General features: G+C 75.8%; 20 protein-coding genes and 1 pseudogene. 14 read left to right on the top strand and 7 right to left on the bottom strand.

Annotated features, from left to right (window positions below):
* The coding region (locus tag KME75_RS23945) for a dihydrofolate reductase family protein (RefSeq protein ID WP_219417121.1) at nt 1-493 on the top strand (493 nt) is incomplete at its 5' end.
* 6 nt (nt 494-499) lie between these two features.
* Here KME75_RS23945 and pgm read toward each other — a convergent pair.
* Nucleotides 500-2,125 (bottom strand): phosphoglucomutase (alpha-D-glucose-1,6-bisphosphate-dependent), encoded by a 1,626-nt coding sequence (gene pgm, locus KME75_RS23940; RefSeq protein ID WP_219417120.1) that lies wholly within the window; start codon nt 2,123-2,125, stop codon nt 500-502.
* Nucleotides 2,126-2,347: 222 nt separating this feature from the next.
* Between pgm and KME75_RS23935 the strand changes: the two genes are divergently transcribed.
* Nucleotides 2,348-2,755: an excalibur calcium-binding domain-containing protein gene (locus KME75_RS23935; protein ID WP_219417119.1), complete on the top strand. Its 408-nt coding sequence runs from the start codon at nt 2,348-2,350 to the stop codon at nt 2,753-2,755.
* 3 nt (nt 2,756-2,758) lie between these two features.
* On the top strand, nt 2,759-3,373 hold the full coding sequence (locus KME75_RS23930) for a class F sortase (protein WP_219417118.1): 615 nt from the start codon (nt 2,759-2,761) through the stop codon (nt 3,371-3,373).
* Between the two features lie 521 nt (nt 3,374-3,894).
* On the opposite strand, the gene KME75_RS23925 is transcribed toward KME75_RS23930, so the two are convergent.
* Together KME75_RS23925 and KME75_RS23920 are read right to left on the bottom strand one after the other, a co-directional pair.
* Entirely contained in the window at nt 3,895-4,278 is a 384-nt protein-coding gene (locus KME75_RS23925; RefSeq protein ID WP_219417117.1) for a hypothetical protein, read from the bottom strand.
* A 257-nt stretch (nt 4,279-4,535) separates the two neighbouring features.
* Nucleotides 4,536-5,780, bottom strand: a complete 1,245-nt coding sequence (locus tag KME75_RS23920) for a metal-dependent hydrolase family protein (RefSeq protein WP_219417116.1) — start codon at nt 5,778-5,780, stop codon at nt 4,536-4,538.
* A gap of 102 nt (nt 5,781-5,882) precedes the next feature.
* Here KME75_RS23920 and KME75_RS23915 point away from each other — a divergent pair, with 102 nt between their 5' ends.
* From KME75_RS23915 to KME75_RS23885, 7 genes are all read left to right on the top strand, one after another.
* A complete protein-coding gene (locus KME75_RS23915) occupies nt 5,883-6,725 on the top strand; it encodes a MurR/RpiR family transcriptional regulator (RefSeq protein ID WP_219417115.1) in 843 nt (280 codons plus the stop codon).
* Nucleotides 6,726-6,818: 93 nt separating this feature from the next.
* A complete protein-coding gene (locus KME75_RS23910; RefSeq protein ID WP_219417114.1) occupies nt 6,819-8,252 on the top strand; it encodes a sodium:solute symporter family protein in 1,434 nt (477 codons plus the stop codon).
* A 174-nt stretch (nt 8,253-8,426) separates the two neighbouring features.
* Nucleotides 8,427-11,741, top strand: a complete 3,315-nt coding sequence (recC, locus tag KME75_RS23905) for an exodeoxyribonuclease V subunit gamma (RefSeq protein WP_246632715.1) — start codon at nt 8,427-8,429, stop codon at nt 11,739-11,741.
* Complete coding sequence (locus KME75_RS23900; protein ID WP_308283024.1) at nt 11,738-15,082, top strand: UvrD-helicase domain-containing protein; 3,345 nt, start codon at nt 11,738-11,740, stop codon at nt 15,080-15,082. The genes recC and KME75_RS23900 overlap by 4 nt, the downstream gene beginning before the upstream one ends.
* A complete protein-coding gene (recD, locus tag KME75_RS23895; protein ID WP_219417112.1) occupies nt 15,079-16,896 on the top strand; it encodes an exodeoxyribonuclease V subunit alpha in 1,818 nt (605 codons plus the stop codon). Before KME75_RS23900 ends, recD begins: the two co-directional genes overlap by 4 nt.
* Nucleotides 16,893-17,216, top strand: a complete 324-nt coding sequence (locus KME75_RS23890; RefSeq protein ID WP_219417111.1) for a hypothetical protein — start codon at nt 16,893-16,895, stop codon at nt 17,214-17,216. The genes recD and KME75_RS23890 overlap by 4 nt, the downstream gene beginning before the upstream one ends.
* A 48-nt stretch (nt 17,217-17,264) precedes the next feature.
* Nucleotides 17,265-18,107 carry a hypothetical protein gene (locus KME75_RS23885; protein WP_219417110.1) on the top strand — a complete coding sequence of 281 codons (843 nt, stop codon included), beginning with the start codon at nt 17,265-17,267 and terminating at the stop codon, nt 18,105-18,107.
* A 273-nt stretch (nt 18,108-18,380) separates the two neighbouring features.
* Here KME75_RS23885 and KME75_RS23880 read toward each other — a convergent pair whose 3' ends face one another.
* Nucleotides 18,381-19,055 (bottom strand): MFS transporter, encoded by a 675-nt coding sequence (locus tag KME75_RS23880; protein ID WP_372452652.1) that lies wholly within the window; start codon nt 19,053-19,055, stop codon nt 18,381-18,383.
* Between the two features lie 45 nt (nt 19,056-19,100).
* Nucleotides 19,101-19,521: pseudogene (locus tag KME75_RS43575) on the bottom strand (MFS transporter); the annotation flags it as partial.
* A gap of 142 nt (nt 19,522-19,663) precedes the next feature.
* Between KME75_RS43575 and KME75_RS23875 the strand changes: the two are divergent.
* The 4 genes from KME75_RS23875 to KME75_RS45105 are packed head-to-tail and all read left to right on the top strand — an operon-like array spanning nt 19,664 to nt 21,747.
* Nucleotides 19,664-20,263, top strand: coding sequence for a TetR/AcrR family transcriptional regulator (locus KME75_RS23875; RefSeq protein WP_219417109.1), 600 nt, complete (start codon nt 19,664-19,666; stop codon nt 20,261-20,263).
* A gap of 31 nt (nt 20,264-20,294) precedes the next feature.
* A complete protein-coding gene (locus tag KME75_RS23870; protein WP_219417108.1) occupies nt 20,295-21,107 on the top strand; it encodes a metalloregulator ArsR/SmtB family transcription factor in 813 nt (270 codons plus the stop codon).
* The gene (locus tag KME75_RS23865; protein WP_219417107.1) at nt 21,104-21,622 is read left to right on the top strand and encodes a class I SAM-dependent methyltransferase; all 519 of its coding nucleotides are present in this window, start codon (nt 21,104-21,106) and stop codon (nt 21,620-21,622) included. The genes KME75_RS23870 and KME75_RS23865 overlap by 4 nt, the downstream gene beginning before the upstream one ends.
* On the top strand, nt 21,619-21,747 hold the full coding sequence (locus tag KME75_RS45105; RefSeq protein WP_281424653.1) for a hypothetical protein: 129 nt from the start codon (nt 21,619-21,621) through the stop codon (nt 21,745-21,747). The genes KME75_RS23865 and KME75_RS45105 overlap by 4 nt, the downstream gene beginning before the upstream one ends.
* Before the next feature lie 203 nt (nt 21,748-21,950).
* On the opposite strand, the gene KME75_RS23860 is transcribed toward KME75_RS45105, so the two are convergent.
* Entirely contained in the window at nt 21,951-22,901 is a 951-nt protein-coding gene (locus KME75_RS23860; RefSeq protein ID WP_219417106.1) for a DNA double-strand break repair nuclease NurA, read from the bottom strand.
* Nucleotides 22,898-24,126: SbcC/MukB-like Walker B domain-containing protein (locus KME75_RS43570; protein ID WP_281424652.1), on the bottom strand; the 1,229-nt coding region annotated here is incomplete at its 5' end. The genes KME75_RS23860 and KME75_RS43570, both read right to left, overlap by 4 nt.

Here is a 24,126-nt window from a genome sequence, read left to right as displayed (position 1 = left end):
CCACGGGTGGCGGCCCTCGGGGGGGCCCCCCCCCGACCCCGCCGACGGCGCGGCCGCCGAGCAGATGTTCGCCACGGCGGGCGCCGTCGTCCTCGGCAGGCGCATGTTCGACGTCGGGATCGGCACCTGGCAGCCCGACGGCGCGTTCGGCAGGCCGTGCTTCGTCGTCACCAACCGCGCCCACGACGAGGTCGTCGCGGGCCCCACGACGTTCACGTTCGTCACCGCGGGCGTCGCGGATGCCGTCGAGCAGGCCCGGCGCGCCGCGGACGGGCGGGACGTCGTGGTGGCCGGGGGCGCGCAGGTCGTCCAGCAGTGCCTCGCGCTGCGGCTCGTGGACGAGATCCGCCTGCACGTGGCACCGGTGCTGCTGGGCTCGGGTACCCCGCTGTTCGCTCCCACCGCGGACGGGGCCGTCGAGCTCGAACGGACCGACCTGGTGACGACACCGCACGCCACCCACCTGGCCCTGCGGGTGCAGCCCGCCGCGTGACGGGCCTCAGCCCAGCGCGGCCGCCACCACCTCGCGCGCCTCCTCCTGGATCCGGGCCAAGTGGTCGGGGCCGCGGAAGCTCTCGGCGTAGACCTTGTAGACGTCCTCGGTGCCCGACGGGCGGGCGGCGAACCACCCGCCCTCGGTGACGACCTTCAACCCGCCCAGCGCGGCCCCGTTGCCCGGGGCGGCGGTCAGCCGGTCGACGATCGGGTCGCCGGCGAGCTCGGTGGCCCGCACGTCGTCGGCCGAGAGCTTGCCGAGCTTCGCCTTGTCCTCCGGCGTGGTGGCCACGTCGATGCGGGCGTAGGCGGGCTCGCCGAACCTCTCGGTCAGCTCGCGGTAGCGCTCGCTCGGCGTCCGCCCGGTGACCGCGGCGATCTCGGAGGCGAGCAGGGCGAGGATGATCCCGTCCTTGTCGGTGGTCCACACCGAGCCGTCGGTGCGCAGGAACGATGCCCCCGCGCTCTCCTCGCCGCCGAAGCCGATCGAGCCGTCCAGCAGGCCGGGCACGAACCACTTGAACCCGACGGGCGTCTCCACCAGCTTCCGGCCGAGGTCGGCGGCGACCCGGTCGATCATCGACGAGCTCACGGCCGTCTTCCCGACACCCGCGTCACCGGACCAGCCGGGCCGGTGGCCGTACAGGTAGCCGATCGCGACCGCGAGGAAGTGGTTCGGGTTCATCAGCCCGTCGGCGGTGACGATGCCGTGCCGGTCGGCGTCGGCGTCGTTCCCGGTGGCGATCCGGAAGTCGCCGCGGCGCTCCACCAGCGACGCCATCGCGTACGGCGACGAGCAGTCCATTCGGATCTTGCCGTCCCAGTCGAGCGTCATGAAGCCCCACTGCGGGTCGACCTCGGGATTGACCACGGTGAGGTCCAGCCCGAACCGGTCGGCGATCGCACCCCAGTACGCGACGCTCGCGCCGCCCAGCGGGTCGGCGCCGATGCGGACGCCTTCGCGGCGGATCGCCTCGAGGTCCACCACCGACGGCAGGTCGGCGACGTACTCGCCGAGGAAGTCGTAGCGGCCCAGCGCGGCCCGGTCGATCGGTGTGCGGCGCACCCCGTCGAGCTTCGCGGCGAGCAGCGCGTTGGCCCGGTCGGCGATCCACGTGGTCGCGTCGGTGTCGGCCGGGCCGCCGCCCGGCGGGTTGTACTTGAACCCGCCGTCGGAGGGCGGGTTGTGCGACGGCGTGACGACCACCCCGTCGGCGAGGCCGCTCACCCGCGTGCGGTTGTGGGTGAGGATCGCGTGCGACACCGCGGGCGTCGGGGTGAACGCGTCGTCACCGTCGGCGAGGACGTGCACGTCGTTGGCCTGGAACACCTCGATCGCCGTGATCCACGCCGGCTCGGAGAGCGCATGGGTGTCGCGGCCGATGAACAGCGGCCCGTCCGTGCCCTGCGCGGCGCGGTACTCGCAGATCGCCTGGCTCGTGGCGGCGATGTGGTCGTCGTTGAACGTGGTGCGCAGCGACGAGCCGCGGTGCCCCGACGTCCCGAACGCCACCCGCTCCCCCGCCTCCGCCGGATCGGGGTGGCGCTCGTGGTAGGCCGCCAGCAGCGCGTCCACGTCGACGAGGTCGGCGGGCTGGGCGCGGGTTCCGGCGCGGGGATCGGTCGACATCAAGGCTCCTGCGGTACGGCCTGCGGGGGTCCCGCACACCTTGCCACTGCTTCCCCGTGCACGGCAGGACCCGGCGTCCAGGAGGCTCGCCGGAGCGACACACGATCCGGGCGCAAGCGGCGGCAGCGCGTGACGGCCCTCCGCACCGGTGTTGTGATCGGCCTCCTGAGCAACAGGCGTCACAACCCGGACATTCCGCTTCTCCTCGAGACAAGGAACGCCATGCGCATCCGCACCGCCGCGTCCGCGGCCGTCCTCGCCGCTGCCACCGCCGTCCTCCTCGCCGGGCCCGCCCATGCCCAGGAGGCCGACCGCGACTGCCCGGACTTCGCCTCGCAGGAAGCGGCGCAGGCCGCGTTCAACTCGCAGGTGGGCGACCCCGAGCGGCTCGACCGTGATGACGACGGCGAGGCGTGCGAGGAGCACTTCACCGACGAGACCGCGGAGTCCACGGACGACGAGGAGAGCACGGACGGGAGCACGGGCGACGACGAGCAGGTCGCGGCTGTGCCGCGCGGCGGCGTCGAGACCGGTGACGGCTCGACGGCACCGGTCAACCCGGCGCCCGTGCTGCTGCTGCTCGGCGGCGCGGCAGCCCTGGGCGCGGCCGCCGTGCGCCGCTCCCGCTGACGCGTGCCGACGCGGACCCGGAGCGACCCCCGCCGCCTCGCGGCGGGGGTCGCCGCCGCTCTGACCTTGCTCCTTCCCGGGTGCGCCGCGGACGTCCCCGCCCCCGGCCCGCCCCCTGACGCGCCGGCCCCGACCGTGCAGGCACCGCCGCCGGCGCCCGGCCTCGCCGAGTCGAAACCGACGCGCATCCGCATCCCGGCGCTGGCCGTCGACGCGGCCCTGGTCGAACTGGGCCTGCAGCCCGACGGCACGATGGAGGTGCCGGCCGACGGGACCGTCGCCGGCTGGTACACCGGCGCCCCCACCCCCGGCGAGCTGGGGCCCGCGGTGATCGCCGCGCACGTCGACTGGAAGGGCGCCCCGGGCGTCTTCGCCCGCCTGCACGCGCTGCAACCGGGCACCGACGTGGCCGTGCAGCGGGCCGACGGGACCACCGCGCTGTTCCGCGTGCGGCACGTCGAGCAGTACGCGAAGGACCGGTTCCCGACCGAGGCCGTCTACGGCGACCTCGACCACGCCGGCCTGCGGCTGATCACCTGCGGCGGCGAGTTCGACGAGGAGGCCCGCAGCTACCGGGACAACGTCGTGGTGTACGCGGAGCTGGCCAACCGGGCGTGACGCCCGGCGGACGGGACTCCCTCCGCGCCCACGATCGCCGCGAGACTGCCGTGAACGCACCGCGGACAACCACAACGGCGATCTCACGACGATCACCACCGCCGAGATCGCCGCGAGATGCTTCTGCACCCCCGACGACCGAAACTGCCATCTCGCAAGGATCAAGGGCCGGAGGGGCCGTACGAGCGAGGCCGCCAGCGCCGAGACCGCAGCTCACGGCGGGACGCCCGTGATCGCCACGAGAGTCCTGCGATCGCACCGCGGACAACCACAACCGCGATCTCAGGATGATCACCGCGGCCGAGATCGCCACGAGTGCACCGCGGACTACGACAACCGCGATCTCACGACGATCATCGCGGCCGAGATCGCCGCGAGAACGCCGGCACCGCACCGGGAACGACGACAACCGCCGTCTCGCGACCGTCACCCGCCCCGACCGCCATCCCCGCTCACGACAACGAGGGGGCACCCCCGCCGCTGCTGCGGCAGTGGTGCCCCCTCGCCGGGGTCCCGGTGGGTCAGGCCGACAGCGGCTGCCGCTGCTGCGGGATCCGCAGGTGCAGGGGCAGGTGGCCGGCCTGGGAGGAGGTGTCGGTGGTGAGGTGGTAGTGCCCGCCGCGCGACCGGCCGCAGCGGTAGGACCGCAGGTAGCGCGCCCCGAGCGACTCGAGCTCCCGGGCCGCGGCCTCCGCCGCTTCCCGCGTGGGGTAGATGACCTTGCCGTCGGTGCCACGGCTCTGCCGCGGGAACACCGAACCCTCGATCTCGGCGCGGCTGGGCGTGCAGAAGATCGGTCTGCCGTTCTTGGTGACCCGCGCGTACCGGTGCAGCACCTCGCTGCGGGCCTGATCACGCACGCCGCGCTGCTCCGGCACCACAGGTCCGGTGGTCGCGTCGTTCATGTCGGCCCCTCCTCCACGTCGGTTATCCCGAAGATCGCGTGGGGCACAGCTTTCCGTTAACCGGACGGCAGCGGGATCCCACCATCGTGTCGTTTACAGCGCGCAGTCACTGTGGGTGAGCAGATCCCCGAGGGCCCTGTGCGGGCTCACGGGCGCTGTAGCCATCCGTGAGTGACCCAGCAGCCATCGCCGTCCGCGTGCTGTCACCGGGCCGCGTAACAGCCCGGCGGATGACATGCCGCGCGCGGTCGCGGCCCTCAGCCCTCGAGCCCTCGCTCGTGGCACACCGCGCCGCGCTGCACGACCATCCGCACCGTGTGCTCGGGCTCGGCCAGCAGCGCCACGTCGGCGAGCGGGTCGCCGTCCACCACCACCAGGTCGGCCCATGCACCCGGAGTGAGCACCCCGGCGCGGCCCTCGAGCCCGAGCAGGCGGGCGGCCGTGACGGTCGCCGAGCGCAGCACCTCGAGCGGCGACTGCACCTGGCTGCGGATCCGGAACTCCTCGCTCTGGTGCACCTGCATCCCGCCGAGCAGGTCGGTGCCGAACACGACCTGGACGCCGGCGCGCGCCGCCCGGTCCAGTGCCTCGAGGCCGGCCTCCAGGACGTCGGCCACCTTCGCCTGGCTCACCGGGGGCAGCCCGTGGCGGGCGCCCTCGCGCGCGAGGGCCTCGTAGGTCACCAGCGTCGGGACGAGGAAGGCGCCGTGCTCGCGGAAGAGCCGCACGCTCTCGTCGTCGATGAGGTTGCCGTGCTCGATGCAGCGGACGCCGAGTGCCAGGCCGCGATTCACGGCCCGAGCGGTGTAGGCGTGCCCGGTGACGTAGCGGTTGGCCGCCTCCGCCTCCTCCACGATCGCGCGGATCTCGTCGGCGGAGAACTGCGTGGAGTCGACGCGGTCGGTCGGCGAGGCGACGCCGCCGGACAGCATCACCTTGATGTGGTGGGCCCCCGTCCGGAGCTGGTCCCGCGCGGCCCGGCGGACGCCGTCCACGCCGTCGCAGACCGTGCTGAGGGTCGGGCAGCAGGCGTGCGGGTCGAACGTCGACCGGCCGGGGCTGCGGACGTCGCCGTGGCCCCCCGTCTGAGAGAGGGCCTTGCCGCCGAAGTGCAGCCGCGGCCCGGACAGCAGCCCCTCGTCGAGCGCCGCCGCCAGGCCGAAGTCGGCGCCGCCGACGTCACGCACCGTCGTGAACCCGCGCACGAGCATCGCCCGCAGCAGCCGCGCGGCGTGCGCGGTGACGTAGGAGGACGACCACTCGGCCTGCGCGCTCAGGTCCGCGGTCGCCGCGAGGACGTGCACGTGCGCGTCGATCAGGCCGGGCAGCACGGTGCGGCCCGCCACGTCGACGACGCGGGCACCCTCCGGAGCCGTGACCTCCGCGCCGCCCGTCTCGGCGACGAGCCCGTCGGCGAGCAACAGGCGCCGGTCCGGGATCCGGTCGCCGGTGTCGAGGTCCACGAGGGTGGCCCGGGTGATCAGCAACGGGCTGGTGGGCATGGTGAACCGGGCCTCCTCGGCGACGACGGATGCGGGACCGGGATGCAGACTTGCAGCCTGATGCCGGTGATGCAATAACTGTTGCAAGGTGGGGAGGTCGGCGTGCAGCAGGTCCGGTCATGGGTCCGGGAGCTGGCGGCCGGACGGACGGTCGGGCCGGCCGCCGCCCGCGTGCTCGAGATCATCGAGGTCGACCCGCGGCACGCGTCCTACGCCTCCACGGCCGAGCTCGCCGAGCGGGCGGACGTCAACGTCGCCACCGTCGTCCGGCTGGCCCAGCAGCTCGGCTTCCGCGGCTGGCCCGCGCTGCGCCTGGAGCTGCGCAACCGCTATCTCGCGTCGCTGTCGGCGAACCAGCTGCTCACCGAGCACGAGGCCGTGGACTCCCCCGCCGCCGAGGCCGTGCGCCGCGACATCGCGGGCCTGGAGTCGCTCGCCCGCAGCATCGACCCGGCCCAGATCGCCCGGGTCGCGCAGCTCATCGCGGGTGCACGACGCACGCTGGTCGTCGGGTCGGGCAGCTTCGCCGCGCCGGGCCTCCAGCTGGCCCACCTGGGGCAGACCATGGGCCACGACGTCCGACTGCAGACCCAGGGCGGCACCGCCCTGATCAACGAGCTGCGCCGGCTGGCCGCCGGGGACTGCCTCGTCGTGTTCAACCTCTGGTGGCTGCCCCGCCAGATCTTCGACGCCGCGCGCGTGGCGAGCGGGCGTGGCGCGCACGTGGTGGTGGTGACGGACCGCAGGGGGTTCGCCGACATCGCCACCGAGGTCGTCGTGGTGCCGAGCGAGGGGGTGAGCCTGTTCCCGTCGCTCACGCCCGCGATCTCGGTGACCCACGGGGTGCTGGCGGAGCTGGCGCGCATCGACGAGCCCGCCACCCGGCGGGCGGTGGCCGAGGCGGAGGCGCTGTGGCGGGAGTTCGACCTGTTCGAGCGACCGTGACGGCGGGGATCGGTTCTGCAACATCCATTGCACTCCCCGAACGGGTGCGGTAGACCTCCGGCGACCCAGCCCCCGCACCGCCGGAGTGAGTGCATGCAGGCCGTTCACGTCGGGATCCTCGTCGGTTACCTCGTGGTGATGGTGCTGGTGGGCGCCTGGTTCAGCCGCGCCCGGCACGTCAGCACCGGCGACGACTTCATCTTCGCCGGCCGCAGGCTGCCCCGGCCGGTGCTGATCGGCACCCTGCTCGCCACCTGGGTCGGCTCCGGGACGATCATCGGCGGCGCCAACTTCGCCTACACCTACGGCCCGCTGGCCTCGATGATCTTCTTCGCGGGCACGCCGGTGGGCATCCTCGTGCTGTACCTCGCCGCGGCCCGGATCCGCGCGGCGTCGCGCTACACCGTGCCCGAGCTGCTCGAGGCCCGGTTCGGCATCAGCGCCCGCATGGTGGCCGCCGCCATCACCCTGCTCGCCTACATCGGCATCACCGCCTACCAGTTCACCGGCGGCGGCTACATCATCAGCCTCATCACCCCGCTGAGCGTCGAGCAGGGGACGATCGTCGTCGCCGTCATCGTCACGTTCCTGGCGATCGGCGGCGGGCTCTTCTCCGTGGCCTACACCGACTTCCTGTCCGCGCTCGTCATCGTCGGCGGCCTCCTCGTCGCGCTGCCGCTCGTGCTCGGCGGCGACCTCGGCGGGCTCGGCGCCTACTGGGCCGGGCTCGGCGCGGAGCAGCGCTCGCTCTCCGGCGGGCTGTCGGTGGTGCAGCTGCTCGGCTACTTCCTGCCGCTCTTCCTGCTGATCCTGGCCGACCAGAACATGTACCAGCGGCTCACCGCCGCCCGCGACGAAGGCACGGCGCGCAGCTCGACGATCGGGTTCTTCCTCGGCAGCTTCCTGGTGACGATCCCGGTCGCGCTGCTGGCATCGGCGGCGGCGATCCTGCTGCCGGATCTCGCCTCCGCCGACACCGCCGTGCTCTCGCTCGCCTCCGAGGGCTACCTGCCGACCGTGGTCGGCGGGCTCGTGCTCGCCGGGGCGCTTGCGTTCATCGTCACGACGGGTTCGTCGTTCCTGCTCTCCGCCGCCGGCAACGTCGTGTACGACCTGTACACACGGTTCTCCCGTGACGAGGTGACCGACCGGCGGCGCCTGCACGTCCACCGGCTCGCCGTCGCCGCGATCGCGGTCGTGGCCTACCTGCTGGGGCAGTTCTTCCCCACCGTGCTCGAGCTGCAGATCTACTCGTACACGATCTACGGCGTCGCCATCACGCCCGCGGTGCTCGCCGTGCTGTTCTGGTCGCGCGCCACCAAGGCGGGCGCCTTGTCCAGCATGGTCGTCGGCACCGCCGTGACGATCGCCTGGGAGGCGACCGGCGGGTTCGCCGACGTCAACGGCGTGCTGCTGTCGCTGCCGGCCGCCGTCCTCGCGCTGGTGGTGGTCAGCCTGCTGACGCGCCCGTCGGCCGAGGAGCGGCAGGTGATCACCGACGCCGGGGAGGAGCCGGCCTCGCGCTGATCGCAGCAAAGCCACTTTCCTGCAACCACGTTGCGTGAAAGTGGCTTTGCTGCAACGGGTCGAGCCACCCGGCCGGGTCGGTTCCGGAACTGTCGGGCCCTCGTCCTACCTTGTCGGCGGAGCGGAGCTTGCGAAGCGACCGCCGGCGCCGCGGATCGGGAGGAGGTGAGCCGGATGCTGCACGTGCACCGCGCCGAGCGCGCCGACGCGCTGGCCGACGCGCTCGGCCAGCTCCTCGCCGAGCCGCTCGCCGACCCGTTCGCCGCCGAGGTGGTCGCCGTCCCGGCCAAGGGCATCGAGCGGTGGCTGGCCCAGCGGCTGTCGCACCGGCTGGGCGCCGGTGCCGGGCGGGGCGACGGGGTGTGCGCGGGCATCGCGTTCCCGTCGCCCGCCGCGGTGGTGGCCCACGCCGTCGCCGCCGCCGTGGGGCTGGACCCGGAGGCCGATCCGTGGCGGCCGGAGCGCGCGGTGTGGCCACTGCTCGAGGTGATCGACGAGAGCCTGGGCGAGCCGTGGTGCGCGCCGCTGGCCGCACACGTCGGCGGCGATGCGCGGCGCGGGCGCCGCTACGCCACCGCCCGCCACCTCGCCGACCTGTTCGCCGCCTACGCCACCCATCGGCCGGAGATGCTCGACGCCTGGCGCGCAGGCACCGCGCTGCCGGGCGACGGGGCCGCCGACCTGGCGTGGCAACCGCAGCTGTGGCGGCGGCTGCGGGAGCGGATCGGCGTCCCGGGCCCCGCCGAGCGGCTCACGGCGGCGTGCGCCGCGCTGCGCGCCGACCCGTCCGCCGTCGCGCTGCCGCCGCGGCTGTCGCTGTTCGGGCCCACCCGGCTGCCCGCCGAGCACCTGGCCGTGCTCGCCGCGCTGGCCGAGCACCGCGACGTCCACCTGTGGCTGCCCCACCCCTCCCCCGCCCTCTGGTCGGTGCTGCCCCGCCCGTCGGTCGTCCCACCGCGCCGCAGCGACCCCACCGCGGCCACCCCGCGCCACCCGCTGCTGTCCTCGCTCGGCCGCGACGTCCGCGAACTGCAGGTGCGGCTCGCCGTCGCCGCGCCGGGGCACCGCGATCACCACCACCCGATGCCCGAGCCGCCCGCCACCCTGCTCGGCAGGTTGCAGCTCGACCTGCGCGACGACCGGCCGCCCGCCGGCGACGCCCCGCTCGCTCCCGACGATCGCAGCATCCAGGTGCACGCCTGCCACGGCCCGGACCGCCAGGTCGAGGTGCTGCGCGAGGTGCTCATGGGCCTGCTGCAGGCCGACCCGACGCTCGAACCCCGCGACGTGCTCGTCATGTGTCCCGACGTCGAGACGTTCGCGCCGCTGATCTCCGCCGCGTTCGGGCTCGGGGGCGCCCACCCCGACGCCGGGTCCCACCCCGGGCAGCAGCTGCAGGTGCGGCTGGCCGACCGCGCCCTGCGGCAGGTCAACCCGCTGCTCGACACGGTCGCGCAGCTGCTGGAGCTCGCCGACGCCCGGCTCACCGCGTCGCAGCTGCTCGATCTGCTCGGGTCGGGGCCGGTGCGCCGCCGGTTCCGGCTCGACGACACCGACCTGGAGCGGCTGCGCGACCTCGTCGTGCGCTCGGGCGTGCGGTGGGGCCTCGACGGCGCGCACCGCGCCCCGTTCCACCTCGACGGGTTCCCGCAGAACACCTGGTCGGCGGGGCTCGACCGGCTGCTGCTCGGCGTCACCACGGGCGGCGCGTCCGGGGAGCAGACGTGGCTGGGCACTGCCCTGCCGCTCGACGAGGTCGACTCCGGCGACGTCGGGCGCATCGGGCGGCTGGCGGAGTTCGTCGACCGGCTCACCGCGGTGCTGGCCCGCCTGGCCGGGGAGCAGCCGCTCGCGGCGTGGATCGCGGCGCTGGCCGACGGGCTCGACGCCCTCACCGACACAGCACCCGCCGACGCCTGGCAGGCGGCGCAGGCCCGCGCCGAGCTGGCCGAGGCCGGGCGGGCGGCGGGCCCGCACGCCGACGTCGTGCCGCTCGCGCTCGCCGACGTGCGCGGGCTGCTCACCGAGCGGCTGAGCGGCCGGCCCACCCGGGCCAACTTCCGCACCGGCACACTCACCGTGGCCACACTGGTGCCGATGCGGTCGGTGCCGCACCGCGTCGTGTGCCTGCTCGGGCTCGACGACGGCGTGTTCCCGCGGGCGGGCGTCCCGAACGGCGACGACGTGCTGGCCCGCGACCCGCTCGTCGGCGAGCGCGACCCGCGCAGCGAGGACCGCCAGCTGCTGCTCGACGCGATCGGCGCGGCCACCGAGCACCTCGTCGTCGTGCACTCGGGCGCCGACGAGCGCAGCGGGTCCCGGCGACCGCCCGCGGTCCCCCTCGGCGAACTACTCGACGCGATCGAGACCACGGCGGGCCGCGACGCACGGGAGCGGATCGTGGTGCGCCACCCGTTGCAGCCCTTCGACGCCCGCAACTTCGCGCCCGCCGCGTTGGGCGCGCCCGGCCCGTTCAGCTTCGACCGCACCGAGCTGGCGGGCGCTCGGGCCGCCACGGGGCCGAAGGTGCCTCCCGCGCCGTTCCTCCGCGGGCCGCTCGCGGACGTCGCCGACAAGGACGTGGTGACGCTCGACGACCTCGTCACGTTCTTCGAGCACCCGGTGAAGGGGTTCCTCCGCCAGCGGGTGGGCCTGTCGCTGTTCGACGGTGAGGACGATCCCGCCGACGCCCTTCCGGTCGACCTCGACGCGCTCGACAAGTGGGCGGTGGGCGACCGGCTCCTGCGCGACCGGCTGGCCGGCCACGAGCTCGACCGCTGCCGGCAGGCCGAGTGGCGCCGCGGACAGCTCCCGCCGGGAGCGCTGGGCGACCGGGTGCTCACCGATGTGCTCGACGACGTCGAGCCGCTGGTCGTCGCCGCGGCCCCGTACCGGGTGGGCGAGGCGGACGACCGCGACGTCGACGTCACGCTCCCGGACGGCACCCGCGTGGTGGGCACCCTCGGCGGGCTGCACGGCAAGGCGCTGCTGCGCGTGGAGTTCTCCCGGCTCGCCGCCAAGCACCGGGTGCGGGCGTGGGTGCGGCTGCTCGCGCTCACCGCCACCACCGGGGAGCCGTGGAACGCCGTCACGATCGGCCGCGGCACCCGGTTCGGGCTGCAGCGCGCATGCGTGGGCCCGCTCGACCCGGCGCGCGCCGCGGCCGGGCTCGCCGACCTCGTCGCGCTGTACCGGGCCGGGCTGCGGGAGCCGCTGCCGCTGCCCACCGTCACCGGCTGTGCCTACGCCACCGTGCGCCGCGGTGGAGCCGATCCCGCCGCCGCCCTCGAGGAGGCGCTGAAGAAGTGGAACACCGGGGCCCTCGCCGAGCGCCTCGACGACGCCCACGTGCGCGTGTGGGGCGCGGGTGCCGGGCCCGAGGTGCTCATGGGCGCCGGCGAGCCCGGCGGGGAGCCCACCCGGTTCGGCTCGCTCGCGCTGCGGCTGTGGGCACCGCTGCTGATGGCCGAGGACGTGGTGCGACTGTGATCACTTCCCCCGGAACCGCCCTCCTCGCCCCGGCCGCGTTCGACGTCTGCGGTCCGCTGCCCAGCGGCACCACCGTGCTTGAGGCCAGCGCGGGCACCGGCAAGACGTTCACGATCGCCGCCCTCGCCACCCGCTACGTCGCGGAGGGGCACGCCGCGCTCCCCGAGCTGATGCTCGTCACGTTCGGCCGGGAGGCCACCCAGGAGCTGCGGGAGCGCGTGCGGGAACGGCTGGTCGGCGCCGAGCGCGGGCTGGCCGACCCGGGGGCGGCGCGCGCGTCGTCCGACGACGTGCTGCGGCTGCTCGCCTCCGCGCCCGACGCCGAGGTCGCCACGCGGCGGGCCCGGCTCACCCGCGCGGTGGCCCAGTTCGACGCGGCCACGATCGCCACCACCCACCAGTTCTGCCAGCAGATGCTCGCCGGGCTCGGTGTGGCGGGCGACGGCGACCCGGACGCCGCCTTCGTCGAGTCGATCGACGACCTGCTCACCGAGGTGGTCGACGACTTCTACGTGCGCAAGTACGGGGGGCGCGGCGCGGGCACGCCGGCGTTCAGCCGCGCGGAGGCGCTCACGCTCGCCCGCGCCGCGGTGCACGACGGCCAGGCCCGGCTCGAGCCGGCGGCCGCCGCGCCCGGGAGCGCCGCGCAGGTGCGCCACCGGTTCGCCGCGGCGGTGCGGGCGGAGGTCGCGCGCCGCAAGCGGGCCCGGCGGATCTACACCTACGACGACATGCTCACCCGGCTCGCCGACGCGCTCGCCGACCCCGCCCGCGGGGCTCCGGACCGGCTGCGGGCCCGCTACCGGGTGGTGCTGGTGGACGAGTTCCAGGACACCGACCCCGTGCAGTGGGACATCCTGCGCCGGGCCTTCCACGGCCACACCGCCTTGGTGCTGATCGGCGACCCGAAGCAGGCGATCTACGCGTTCCGCGGCGCCGACGTCGTCAGCTACCTCGACGCCACCGAGGCCGCCCACCACCACGCCACGCTCGCGAGGAACTGGCGCAGCGACGCCCCGCTGCTCGCCGCGCTCGACACGGTGTTCGGCGGGGCGGCGCTCGGCGACCCCCGGATCACCGTGCACCGCGTCGACGCCGCCCGCGCCGGCAGCAGGCTGCGGGGCGCGCCGGTCGGCACGCCGCTGCGGCTGCGGGTGACCGGCCGGGAGGGGCTGCCCCGCGCGCCGCGGCGCGATCTCGCCGTCGTCGCGCCGGCGCGCGATCTCGTGGCCCGCGACGCCGCCGCCGACATCGCGGCGCTGCTGGCGAGCCCGGCCACGCTCGCGGGCGAGCCGGTCGTCCCGGGCGACGTGGCCGTGCTCGTGCGCACCAACGACCAGGGCGCGAAGATCCGCGACGCGCTGGCCGCGGTCGGGGTCCCCGCAGTGCTGTCGGGCACCGCCAGCGTGTTCGGCACGCCCATCGCGCAGGAGTGGCGGGTGCTGCTGGAGGCGCTCGAACAGCCGCGCGCGTACCGGGTGCGGGCGGCGGCGCTCACCTGCTTCCTCGGGCGCACCGTCGAGGAGTTGTGCGGCCCGGCCGCCGACCAGCTGCTCGACGAGGTCGGCGCCACCCTGCGCGGCTGGGCCACCGTGCTGCACGAGCGCGGCGTCGCGGCCCTGCTGGAGGCGGTCACCACCGGCACCGGGCTGCCGGAGCGGCTGCTCGCCACCACCGACGGCGAGCGACGGCTCACCGACCTGCGCCACGTCGCGCAGTCCCTGCACGCGGCCGCCGTCGCCGGTCACCTCGGCCCCGCCGCGCTGGTGGAGTGGCTGCGCCACCGCATCGACGAGGCGGGTCAGGACGTCGGCGCCGAGCGCAGCAGGCGGCTGGAGTCCGACGCCGCCGCGGTGCAGATCATCACGATCCACCGCAGCAAGGGCCTGGAGTTCCCGATCGTCTACGTGCCCTTCGCCTGGGACCGCAACGTCCGCGACCCGGACGTGCCGCTGCTGCACAACGCGTCCGGGGCGCGGGTGCTCGACGTCGGCGGGGAGACCGGCGAGGGCTGGAAGGAGCGCTGCGCGCGGCACCGGGCCGAGGAGGCGGGCGAGGACCTGCGGCTGCTCTACGTCGCGCTCACCCGGGCCGGCTCGCAGGTCGTCACCTGGTGGGTCCCGGCCACCACCACCGCGGCGTCCCCGCTGCACCGGCTGCTGGTCGGGCGGCCCCGGCCGGGCACCGATCCGGCCGACTCGTACCGCATCCCGCCCGACGCCACCGCGCTCGCCGCGCTGCGCGCGCTGGCGTGCGCCGAGATCGCCGTCGAGGAGATCGGCGAGCGCGCCCCGCAACGGTTCGCCGCGCCCGTCGACGGGCGCGGCGAGCTGCGGGCCGCGGAGTTCGCCCGCGCCCTCGACACCACCTGGCGGCGCACCTCCTACAGCGCGCTCACCGCAGGCGCCGGCCACGGCGCCCCGGGCGTCGCCAGCGAGCCGGAGGAAGCCGGCACCGATGACGAAGCCCCCGTCGAGGTCACGCCCGCAGCGGCGGACGGGCTGGTGGCGATGCCGTCGCCCATGGCCGACCTCCCCGTCGGCGCCGGCTTCGGCACGCTCGTCCACGCGGTGTTCGAAGCGGCCGACCTCACCGCGCCCGACCTGGCGGGCGAGCTCATCGGCCACGCCAGGGAGCAGCTGGCCCGCCACCCGACGGCGGGCGTCGAGCCGGCGGCGCTCGCGGCGGCGCTGCTGCCCTCGGCGCGCACCCCCCTGGGTCCGCTCGCGGGTGGCCTGCGGCTGGCCGACATCGGCCCGCGGCACCGGCTGGCCGAGCTCGACTTCGAGCTGCCGCTGGCGGGCGGCGACACCCCGGGCACCCCGGTGGCGCTCGCCGCGCTCGCGCCGCTGCTGCGCAGGCACCTGCCGGCCGACGACCCGCTGGCCGCCTACCCGGACGTGCTCGCCCGGCTCGCCGACCAGCCGCTGCGCGGTTACCTCACCGGCAGCATCGACGCGGTGCTGCGGCTGCCCGACGAGCGGTTCCTGGTGGTCGACTACAAGACCAACTGGCTGGGCCCGATCGGGCCGGACGGGCCGGAGCCGCTCACCGCGGCGCACTACGCGCCCACGCGGCTCGCCGAGGCGATGATCGGCGCGCAGTACCCGCTCCAGGCGCTGCTGTACGCGGTGGCGCTGCACCGGTTCCTGCGCTGGCGGCTGCCCGGCTACCGGCCGGAGCAGCACCTCGGCGGCGCGCTCTACCTGTTCGTCCGCGGCATGTGCGGGCCGGACACCCCGGTCGTCGACGGGGTCCCGTGCGGCGTGTTCAGCTGGGCACCTCCCCCCGCGCTGGTGGTGGAGCTGTCCCGGCTGCTCGACGGGGAGGCCGCGACATGACCGAGCTGGCGATCGACCCGGGCGACGTCCGGCTGGCCCGCTCGGCCACGGGGCTCCTGGCGCAGTTCAACGCCGCCGGCGTGCTCGAACCGTCCGACGTCCACGTCGCCACCCGGGTGGGCCGCCTCGGCGGGGAGACGTCCGAGGAGGTGCTGCTCGCGGTGGCGCTGGCCGTGCGGGCGGTGCGCCACGGCTCGGTGTGCGTCGACCTGGCCGCGGTGAGCCACACGGTGCTGGGCGAGGGCGACGAGCTCGTCGACGTCTCGGTGCTGCCCTGGCCGGAGCCCCGGGCGTGGCTCGCGGCGTGCACGGCCGGACCGCTGGTGGCCCACGGCGCCGCTGCTCCCGCCGGCCGGCCGCTGCGGCTGGTCGACGGCCTGCTCTACCTGGAGCGCTACTGGCGCGAGGAGGAGCTGGTGCGCCAGTCGCTCGCCGAGCGCGCCGCCGCGGCCCCGCCGGAGGTCGACCTGCCCCGGCTGCGGGCCGGGCTCGGGCAGCAGTTCCCCGCCGCGGGCTCGGAGCACCAGCGGCTCGCGGCCGCGGTCGGGGCGCTGCGGCGCGTCACGGTGCTCGCGGGCGGCCCGGGCACCGGCAAGACCACCACCGTGGCGCGGCTGCTGGCGCTGCTGCACGACCAGCCCGGCCCGCCGCCCCGCGTCGCGCTCGCCGCACCCACCGGCAAGGCCGCGGCGCGGCTGCAGGAGGCGGTGGCCGCGGAGCTGCCCGCCGAGCTGCGGGCCCGGCTGCCGGAGGCGTCCACCCTGCACCGGCTGCTGGGCTGGCGGCCCGGCACCCGCCGCTTCCGCTACGACCGCACCCAGCGGCTGCCCTACGACGTCGTGGTGGTCGACGAGACGTCGATGGTGTCGCTCACGATGATGGCGGCGCTGCTCGACGCGGTGCGGCCCCAGGCGCGGCTGGTGCTGGTCGGCGACCCCGACCAGCTCGCGTCCGTCGAAGCGGGCGCGGTGCTCGGTGACCTCGCCCGCGCGCCCGGCAGGCCGGAACCGCCGCTCGCCGCCGCCCTCGGAGCGCTGGACCTGACCCACGAGGTGGTCAACGGCGTCGTCACGCTCCAGCACGTGTGGCGCTTCGGGGGCGCGATCGCCGAGTTCGCGAGGGCGGTGCAGGCGGGCGACGCCGACGCCGCGGTCGCCCTGCTGCGCAGCGGGCGCCCCGACCTCGCCTTCGCCGACTCCCCCGAGGCCGCTCGCGACGACGTGGCCACCGCCGGGAAGGCGCTCGCCGCGGCCGCCCACGCCGGCGACGCGGAGGCGGCGATCGGTGCACTGGAGCGCCACCGGGTGCTGTGCGCGCACCGGCGCGGCCCGTACGGCGTCGCCCGCTGGACGGCCGAGATCGAGCGGTGGCTGGCCGCCGCACTCCCCGAGTCGCCCGCCGGGGCGTGGTACCCCGGGCGGCCCGTGCTCATCACGGCCAACGACTACGACATCGGCCTGTTCAACGGCGACACGGGCGTGGTGATCGCCCGGCCGGAGGGCCTGCGCGTCGCGTTCGGCCGCGGCGGCCCACCGGTGCTGCATCCGCCCGCCCGGCTGTCGGAGGTCACCACCGTGCACGCCATGACGGTCCACCGCGGCCAGGGCAGCCAGTTCGGCCGGGTCACAGTGGTGCTGCCGCCCGCCGAGTCGCCGCTGCTCACCCGCGAGCTGCTCTACACCGCCGTCACCCGCGCGCGGGAGTTCGTGCGCGTGATCGGCACGGAGGAGGCGGTCCGGGCCGCGGTGGAGCGCCCGGTCGGCCGGGCGAGCGGGCTGCGCCACCGGCTGGCGACCACGGGGGGAACGCGATGAGTGGGGACGCTGCCCGCCGGGAGATCCTCGACCAGCTGCGGCTCGTCGGGCGGGAACCCGCCGACTACAGCGGCCTGGAGTACCAGCTGCTGGCGTGGCGCACCCTTCCCCTGGAGGACGGGCCGCGCCCCGACGTCACCGAGGCGTGCGCCGACCTGCTGGAGAGCACGGGTCGCCCGCGCCTGGCCGCCGCGATGCGCCGGCACAACGCCGAGGTGACGGCGGCGTGGACCCGCTCGGAGGACGAGGGACTCGCGGCCGGCGTCGCGGCGAGCGACGCCACCGGGATCGCGCCGCCCGACACGCCCGTCCTGGCCTAGGGGTCGGTCGTCGGCCAGGCCGAGATCAACGCCTGGCACGCCGCGGCAATGGCCCTCGAACGGGCCGTGGAGGACGGGCGCCTCGTCCCGGGCGGCCGGGCGTGGCGGGCCCGGCAACGCAAGATCCTCGAGGAATGGCTCCACGCGCCGGCCCCGGAGCTCCGCGGCGCCGTCCCGGTCGACGCCGTGCACGCCGAACGCCAGGAGGACTGGCTCGCGAACGGCACCCGGGCCCGCGCCGCCGCCCTGCGCAGCGCGCTCGACGTCGTCGAGCCGTCCCCGGATCCGCCCGCCCCGCTGCAGGCACTCCTCGACGCCGCCGTCGAGCCGATCCCACTCACGGCGGCCCACCGGGTGCCACCGCGGATCGTCGGGCCGATCGCCGAGCGGTTCGGCTGGACGTTCCCCGGCATGCCGGGCCGCAACGAGGTGCACATCCCGGAGTTCCTCACCCTGCGCGAGTTCGTGGCCGACGCCCGGCTGCTCGCCCGCCGCGGCCGCACCCTGCGCCTGACCCCGACCGGTCGGGCCGCCCAGGCCGACCCGGCGGTCCTGGCCGCCACCGCCGCCGATGCGTGGTTCGGCCGCGACGAGTTCCTCACCGCCGTGGCGGAGGTCGCCGCGGCGGTGCTGCTGCACGGCCCGGCGCCGGCGGAGAAGATCGTCGATGTCGGCGTCGCCACGGTGGCGCCGTCGTTCCGCCGCCCCGACGGCCGCCACCCGGACCGCGCCGACGTGCGCGACGTCGCCTACGCGTGGATCCGCCCCGGAATGGCGCTCGGCTGGGTCGCGTCGTCCTCCGACGGCTACACCCTCACCGAGTCCGGCCGCCGAGCGGCGAGCGCCGGCCTGCGGGCACGCGCCCGGGCGCCGCGTCACCGCTCCGACTGACCGGTCTCGGGAGCCCCGCCATCAGGTCACGGGTGCCTCGCCCCACGCCCGGTGCCGGCGGTGGGCAGCGTGACGCGCGGCACCTCTCGCGTTCCCGCCGCGGCCTCGGCAGGGTCGGCGTGCCGTCCCACACGATCGCCCAGCCCTGGTAGGCCAGCCGCAGTACATGCAAGGCGTACCTGACGTCGTAGCCGTAGCGCGCGACGAGCTCCGGCCGGTTCGGCGCCTGGGGCCGGGCGCGGCCGAGTTCGCGAACTCCATCCCCCGCTGAGCTCAGTGCGGGTGGCCGTGGCCCACGTACACGGTGCTCGGCCGCCCGGAAGGCACCAGCCACGCCGCGGTCAGCGCTGCCGACACCGCGGTCCCGGCCATCAGCGTGAAGCCCGTGGTGAACCCCGCGGTACCCGCGACGGCACCGGAGAGGCTCCCCGCCGCGGCCGTCGAGATCAGGGCGACGCCGATCGCACCGCCGACCTCGTGGCCGGTGTTGACGAGTCCGGACGCGACGCCCGCCTCCCCGTGGTCCACGCCTGCGAGCGCGGTGGAGGTGGCGACGAGGAACGCGGGCCCGAGCCCGAGGGCGGTGAGCAGCAGCCCGGGGACGAGGCTCGGCCACACCGCAGCGTCGGATGGGAGCCCGATGAGCAGCACCGCCCCGACGGCGGCCAGCGCGAACGCCCCGACGGACACCGAGCGGCCGCCGAAGCGCCCGACGAGGTGGGCCCCGCCGTGCGCACCCGCCGTGACGCCGATCGCCGCCGGCAGGAAGGCCAGACCGGTCGCGAGCGGCCCGTGACCGAGGGTGTGCTGGAGGTAGAACGACACCAGGAAGAACATCGCCAGCATCAACGCGCTCGCCGCGAGCATGACGGCCGTGCCCGCGACGACCGGACGCTGCCGCAGCAGCCCCACCCGCATCAGCGGGTGCGCCAGCCTGCGCTCCAGCACCGCCGATCGCCGCCCACACGCCGAGCGCCCTCGTGCGTTCGGCACCACTGAACGTCGTCGCGATGGTGGACAGCGCCGCAGGCGCGACGAGCGCGGCGCCGACGCCCTGCAGTATCCGGCCGCCGATCAGGGCCGCGGGTGTCTTCGCGAGCCCGCACACGAGCGAGCCGGCGGTGAACAGCACGAGGCCCGCGAGCACCACGCGCCGCCTGCCGAGGGTGTCGCCCAGCCGGCCGCCGAGCAGCATCAGGCCGCCGAAGGTGAGAACGTACGCCGTCACCACCCACGTCGACGCGGTGCGCTCCATCGCCAGGTCGGCGCCGATGCTCGGGAGCGCGACGTTCGCCGCGGTCACGTCGAGCACGAGCAGGAACTCGGCCAGGCACAGCAGGGTGAGCGCGAGCCAGCGCCGGGGGTGGGCAGCGAGCGGTCCCGCCGTGATCTCGGCGGGTGCGGGGTGGTCCATGGCTTCTCCAGATGACTCGTGAACGCGCGTTCACGCTACTATCGTGAACAGTAGTTCACAAGTAGATTCGACATCCGGCGCTGCACAACCAAGGCGCCGATAAGGTCGGCAGCACCAGGCACGACCAGCACGAGGAGGGCACGTGGCGCCTGCCAAGCGCAGCGCGCACGCGGCGAACGCGCTGCGGGCGTCGCTCGTCGAGCACGCGGCCCGGCTCGTGCGCCGCGAGGGCGCGGGGGCACTCACGATGCGGGCGCTGGCGGCCGAAGCGGGCTGCGCGGTGGGGCTGCCGTACAAGGTCTTCGGCAGCCGCGAGGAGCTCGTGGCCACGCTCGTCGACGAGCAGTTCCGACAGCTCACCGCCGCACTGGACGACATCGTCGCCGTCGCGGGCACCCGCACCGTCGCCGAGAACCTCGGCCGGTTCGCCGAGGTACTCCTGGGCGCGGAGACCGAGGTGATCAAGCTCGCCGGCAACGTCCAGGACACGCGGATGGCCGAACAGGTCGAGAAGTCGGCCCACGGCACTGCGTTCGTCGACGCGCTGACGACGACGGTCGCGCGCTACCTGACCGCGGAGAAGCGACTGGGGCGCATCGGCGACACGGTGGACGTGGACGCGGTGGAGTTCCTCGTCACGGGCGCGATCCACAACCAGCTCGTGTCCGGCACCGCCTACCCGCGGCCGGATCTCGTCGAGATCTCGAGGTACCTGAGCTGGTTCGCTCGCGTCCTGGCTTGACCTCGAATCCCATATGTGGGTACATACCCACATGAGCCGCCGCGTCGTCCCGGATGAGGAGCCGTTGTGGCGCGCGCTGGCCGATCCGACGCGCCGGGCGATCCTCGACGCACTGCGCGCGGGCCCGCGCACCACGGGCGCGCTGGCCGAGAGCTTCCCGACCACCCGCTACACGGTGATGGAGCATCTCGACGTCCTGGTCCGCGTCGGGCTGGTGACGGTCGAGCGGCGGGGCAGGCAGCGGCTCAACCACCTCAACCCCGTGCCGCTGCAGCAGGTGCAGGAGCGCTGGGTCCGTCCGCTCGCGGCCGTCGCGGCCGACACGCTGCTGCGCATGGGCGAGGCAGCCGGGCCAGGAAGGAGTGCCATGACCAGCACCGCGTACGGGATTGACGTACGGGCCGAGCACCACGTCGGCGCCGATCCGGCGGCCGCGTGGCGGGCCTTGCTCGCCCTCCCCGAGTGGTGGCCTCGGCGGTGGAGCGCCGAGGAGCGGCTGGTCTTCGAGCCGCGGGTGGGTGGCAGGCTCGGCCCGGTCGCGACGGGTGGCGGGGTCGGCCCGGGCGGCGAGCCGTTCGGCGCGGGCGCGGGCGGTGAGCTCTGGGGGACGATCACGGCGCTGCGGCCGCACCGCCAGCTCGTCGTCGACGGGGCGATGGGTCTGCGCGGCCCGGTGCTCGGGCAGTGGCGGATCACCCTGGAGGCCGCCGACGACGACGGCACCACGGTGGCCCTCGAGCACCGCGTCCTCGGCCCGGTCGACGAAGACGACCGCGACTGCTTCGCCGCCGGCTGGACCGAGACCCTCGCGAGCCTCGCCGCGTACGCCGAGCGACGATCGTGATCGTCCCCGCCCGGGTCCGCTGGGCCGTGGACGTGCTCGACCCCGGCCCGGACGAGCACCTCCTCGAAGCCGGGTGTGGTCCCGGCGTCGCCGCCGCGCTCGTCTGCGCCCGGTTGCACACGGGACGGTTGCTCGCCGTCGACCGGTCGGCGACCGCGGTCGCGCGCACCACCCGGCGCAACGCGGAGCATCTCGCCGCCGGCCGGCTCGCGGTCGCCGAGTGCGCGCTCGACGAGCTCACCGTGCCGCCGGGGAGCCTCGACCAGGCGTTCACGATCAACGTCAACCTGTTCTGGGTGCGCGACCCGGGCCGCGAGCTCTCGGTGCTGCGCACGGCGCTACGCCCCGGTGGTCGCCTGCACGTCCTCTACGGGGCGGACGGGCCGACGGGCGCCGCGACGGTGACGCCGGCTGTGGCGGCCGCGCTCGCCACGCACGGTTTCGTCGGCGTCGAGGAGCTCACCGGTCCGGGCGGGATCGGGGTCTCGACGCGCACGCCGGGGTCACGGTCGTGAACGCGGACGACCGGGACCGCGGGTGGGACGCGGAGCCGCACCCGGAGCTCCCAGCGGCAGCGGCCGCGCTGCCGTCCCGGCGTGCGGTCGAGCTGGGCTGCGGCGAGGGACGGCAGGCGATCTGACCGGCCGAGCGCGCATGGCAGGTCAGGGCCGCCGACTTCTCGGCGGTGGCGGTCGACCGCGGCCGGACGCTCGTCGCCCGCGCCCGTCGCGGCGGGCACCGCCGATCACGGCCACAGGGTCGCGGGCGGGGATCGCCCGACCACCCCTTGCCCGTGATCGCCCGGTCAGCGGCGCGGCCATGCCCGCGATGTGCTGGTACGGGTCAGGCCGCTGCCGCCCGGCGCAGCGCCCGGTAGAGCAGTGTCGGCTCGCCGAGCCGCCTGCGCAGGGCCCGCTCCAGCCCGGCGATCGGGTAGAGGTTCTGCGGCGCGCGGGAGTCCTTGTACTCGGTGGAGGCGTAGCGCACCAGCGTGACCTGGCTCAGCGCCGCCAGGGCCACAGCCTCGGCCGCGGGCAGGTCGGCGGTGCACTCCACCCGCACGATCCCGGCCCAGGGGGCGCCCGGCCGGCACGGCAGCCGCAGGTACCAGGTGTGGCGCTCCCACGAGCTGCCCAGGCGGAACACCGGGGTGCGCTGCCCCGGCCCGAGCGCGGCGACGACCGCGCCGAGCCGCGGCGGCAGGTAGTCGCTGCGGTGGGTCTTGACGAACCCGATCGCGCGCGGCAGGTGCTGGCGCCCGCGCAGCGGGCCGTCGACGACGAGCAGGTCGTCGTCGCCGGCGTGGCTCTCCCGCGCCGTCGCGGCCGCGGCGAGCTCGGTGTCGCCGAGCTCGCGCTGCAGTGCCAGCGACAGCACCTGCGCCGGTGCCACGTCGGGGCGCACGGCCGTGCGGGTGGCGCGGTAGCTCCCCGCCGCCGTGACGACGTCGGTGCCGCCCTCCGCGGTGGTGAACAACCCGCGACGGACGTGCGCGGCCAGCAGGTGGGCGCCCTCCTCTCGACAGCAGCACACCACCCCTGCGGCGTAGGAGGCGCACAGCGCGGGCGAGGCCGCCCCGTCGGGCTCGTCGACCCAGACCTGCGCGTCGACGCGCCGAACGCCGTCGACGAAGAGCACCGCCGCGGGCGGCGCGAGGCCGGCCGGCGCGTCGACCGGGGCCCACCGGTCGGCCGGCACCTCGATGTCGGCCTCGACCTGGGCGTTCGACTCCCCCAGGTCGGTGTCGAGGCTCGCCCCGTAGGACGGGTCCCACGGGTCGACGCTGAACCTCATGCGCCCTCCCGCTCGATCGACGACGTGCGCTGGTCGCGGCTCACCGCGAACCGCACGGGCACCCGCTCGGCCAGCGCGGGCACGTGCGTGATCACCCCGACCATCCGGTCGCCGCGCGTGGCGAGGTTCTCCAGCGTGCTCGCGACGACGTCGAGGTTGGACTCGTCGAGCGTGCCGAAGCCCTCGTCCAGGAAGATCGACTCCAGCCGGGCGGCGCCGCGGGCGGCGAGCCCGGACATCTGCGACGACAGGGCGAGGGCGAGCGCGAGGCTCGCCTGGAACGTCTCGCCGCCCGAGAGCGTCTTGACCGGCCGCCGCGCGTCGGCGTCGGCGTGGTCGATCACGAGGAACTCGCCGCCCTCGTGGGTGAGCTCGAACTGGCCCCCGGAGAGATCCGCCAGGCTCCGGGACGCGTCGGCGACCAGCGCGTCGAGCGCCGAGGCCACCAGCCAGCGGGGGAACCCGTCGGACCGCAGGAGGTTGCCCAGCAGCTTCGCGACCTGCTGCGCGCCCTCCGCCTCGGCGCGCTCGGTCGCGATCCGCGCGGCGGTGGCCCGGCGCTCGGCCACCCGCTCCTGCGCCGATCGGGCCCGTTCGAGCACGGTGGCGACGGCCGCCACGGCGGTGTCGGCCAGCGGCCGGGCCGCCTCGACGCGGTGCTCGGCCAGGTCGGCGGCGAGCCGTCGCCCCACGGCCTCCCGCTCCTCGTGTGCGCGGCCCGCGGCCGCGGCCGCCTCGGTGACCGCATCGGCACGGGCCGCGGCCTCCCGCCGCGCCCACTCCGCCAGCTCGGTCCAGGCCGCCAGCAGGTCCTCCCCTGCCGCCGCGGGGGCACCGAGCGGCACGAGCGGGTCGCGCGCGGAGCGCAGCCCCGCCCAGGCGGCGGCGACGTCCCGCCCGACCTCGGCAGCGGCGCGTTCCGCGGAACGCAGCGCGGCCCGAACCGAACGCAGCTCGGCGTCGGCCGCCCGGACGGCCGCGTCCAGCTCGTCGAGACGGGCCAGCGCGGTGGCGGCCTCGGCGTCGGACGGGGCGCCGGCGAGCGCGGTGCGCAGCTGGGCGGTGCGCTTCTCGAGCCCGTCGAGCGCCACGCGCGCCTCCTGCTCGGCGCGGGCCGCGGACGTCTCGTCGCGGCGGCGCTCCTCGGCGGCACGGGCGGCCGCCTGCAGCACCTTCTCGGCGTCGGCGAGGTCGCGCTCGGCGGTGGCGGCGGCCGCGCGGCTGC

The sequence above is a fragment of the Pseudonocardia nigra genome, from assembly GCF_019396355.1.
GTDB classification, from domain to species: Bacteria; Actinomycetota; Actinomycetes; order Mycobacteriales; family Pseudonocardiaceae; genus Pseudonocardia; species Pseudonocardia nigra.
Note: the sequence above shows the minus strand (reverse complement) of the source record. Positions and strands in the feature narration are given on the sequence as shown.

Excerpts from the sequence above, each read along its gene's own strand:
- KME75_RS23925 (WP_219417117.1), bottom strand. The coding sequence starts at position 4,278 with ATGAACGACGCGACCACCGGACCTGTGGTGCCGGAGCAGCGCGGCGTG.
- KME75_RS23885 (WP_219417110.1), top strand. The coding sequence starts at position 17,265 with ATGGCCCTCGAACGGGCCGTGGAGGACGGGCGCCTCGTCCCGGGCGGC.
- pgm (WP_219417120.1), bottom strand. The coding sequence starts at position 2,125 with ATGTCGACCGATCCCCGCGCCGGAACCCGCGCCCAGCCCGCCGACCTC.
- KME75_RS23935 (WP_219417119.1), top strand. The coding sequence starts at position 2,348 with ATGCGCATCCGCACCGCCGCGTCCGCGGCCGTCCTCGCCGCTGCCACC.
- recD (WP_219417112.1), top strand. The coding sequence starts at position 15,079 with ATGACCGAGCTGGCGATCGACCCGGGCGACGTCCGGCTGGCCCGCTCG.
- KME75_RS23890 (WP_219417111.1), top strand. The coding sequence starts at position 16,893 with ATGAGTGGGGACGCTGCCCGCCGGGAGATCCTCGACCAGCTGCGGCTC.
- KME75_RS23920 (WP_219417116.1), bottom strand. The coding sequence starts at position 5,780 with ATGCCCACCAGCCCGTTGCTGATCACCCGGGCCACCCTCGTGGACCTC.
- recC (WP_246632715.1), top strand. The coding sequence starts at position 8,427 with ATGCTGCACGTGCACCGCGCCGAGCGCGCCGACGCGCTGGCCGACGCG.
- KME75_RS23860 (WP_219417106.1), bottom strand. The coding sequence starts at position 22,901 with ATGAGGTTCAGCGTCGACCCGTGGGACCCGTCCTACGGGGCGAGCCTC.
- KME75_RS23870 (WP_219417108.1), top strand. The coding sequence starts at position 20,295 with ATGAGCCGCCGCGTCGTCCCGGATGAGGAGCCGTTGTGGCGCGCGCTG.
- KME75_RS23910 (WP_219417114.1), top strand. The coding sequence starts at position 6,819 with ATGCAGGCCGTTCACGTCGGGATCCTCGTCGGTTACCTCGTGGTGATG.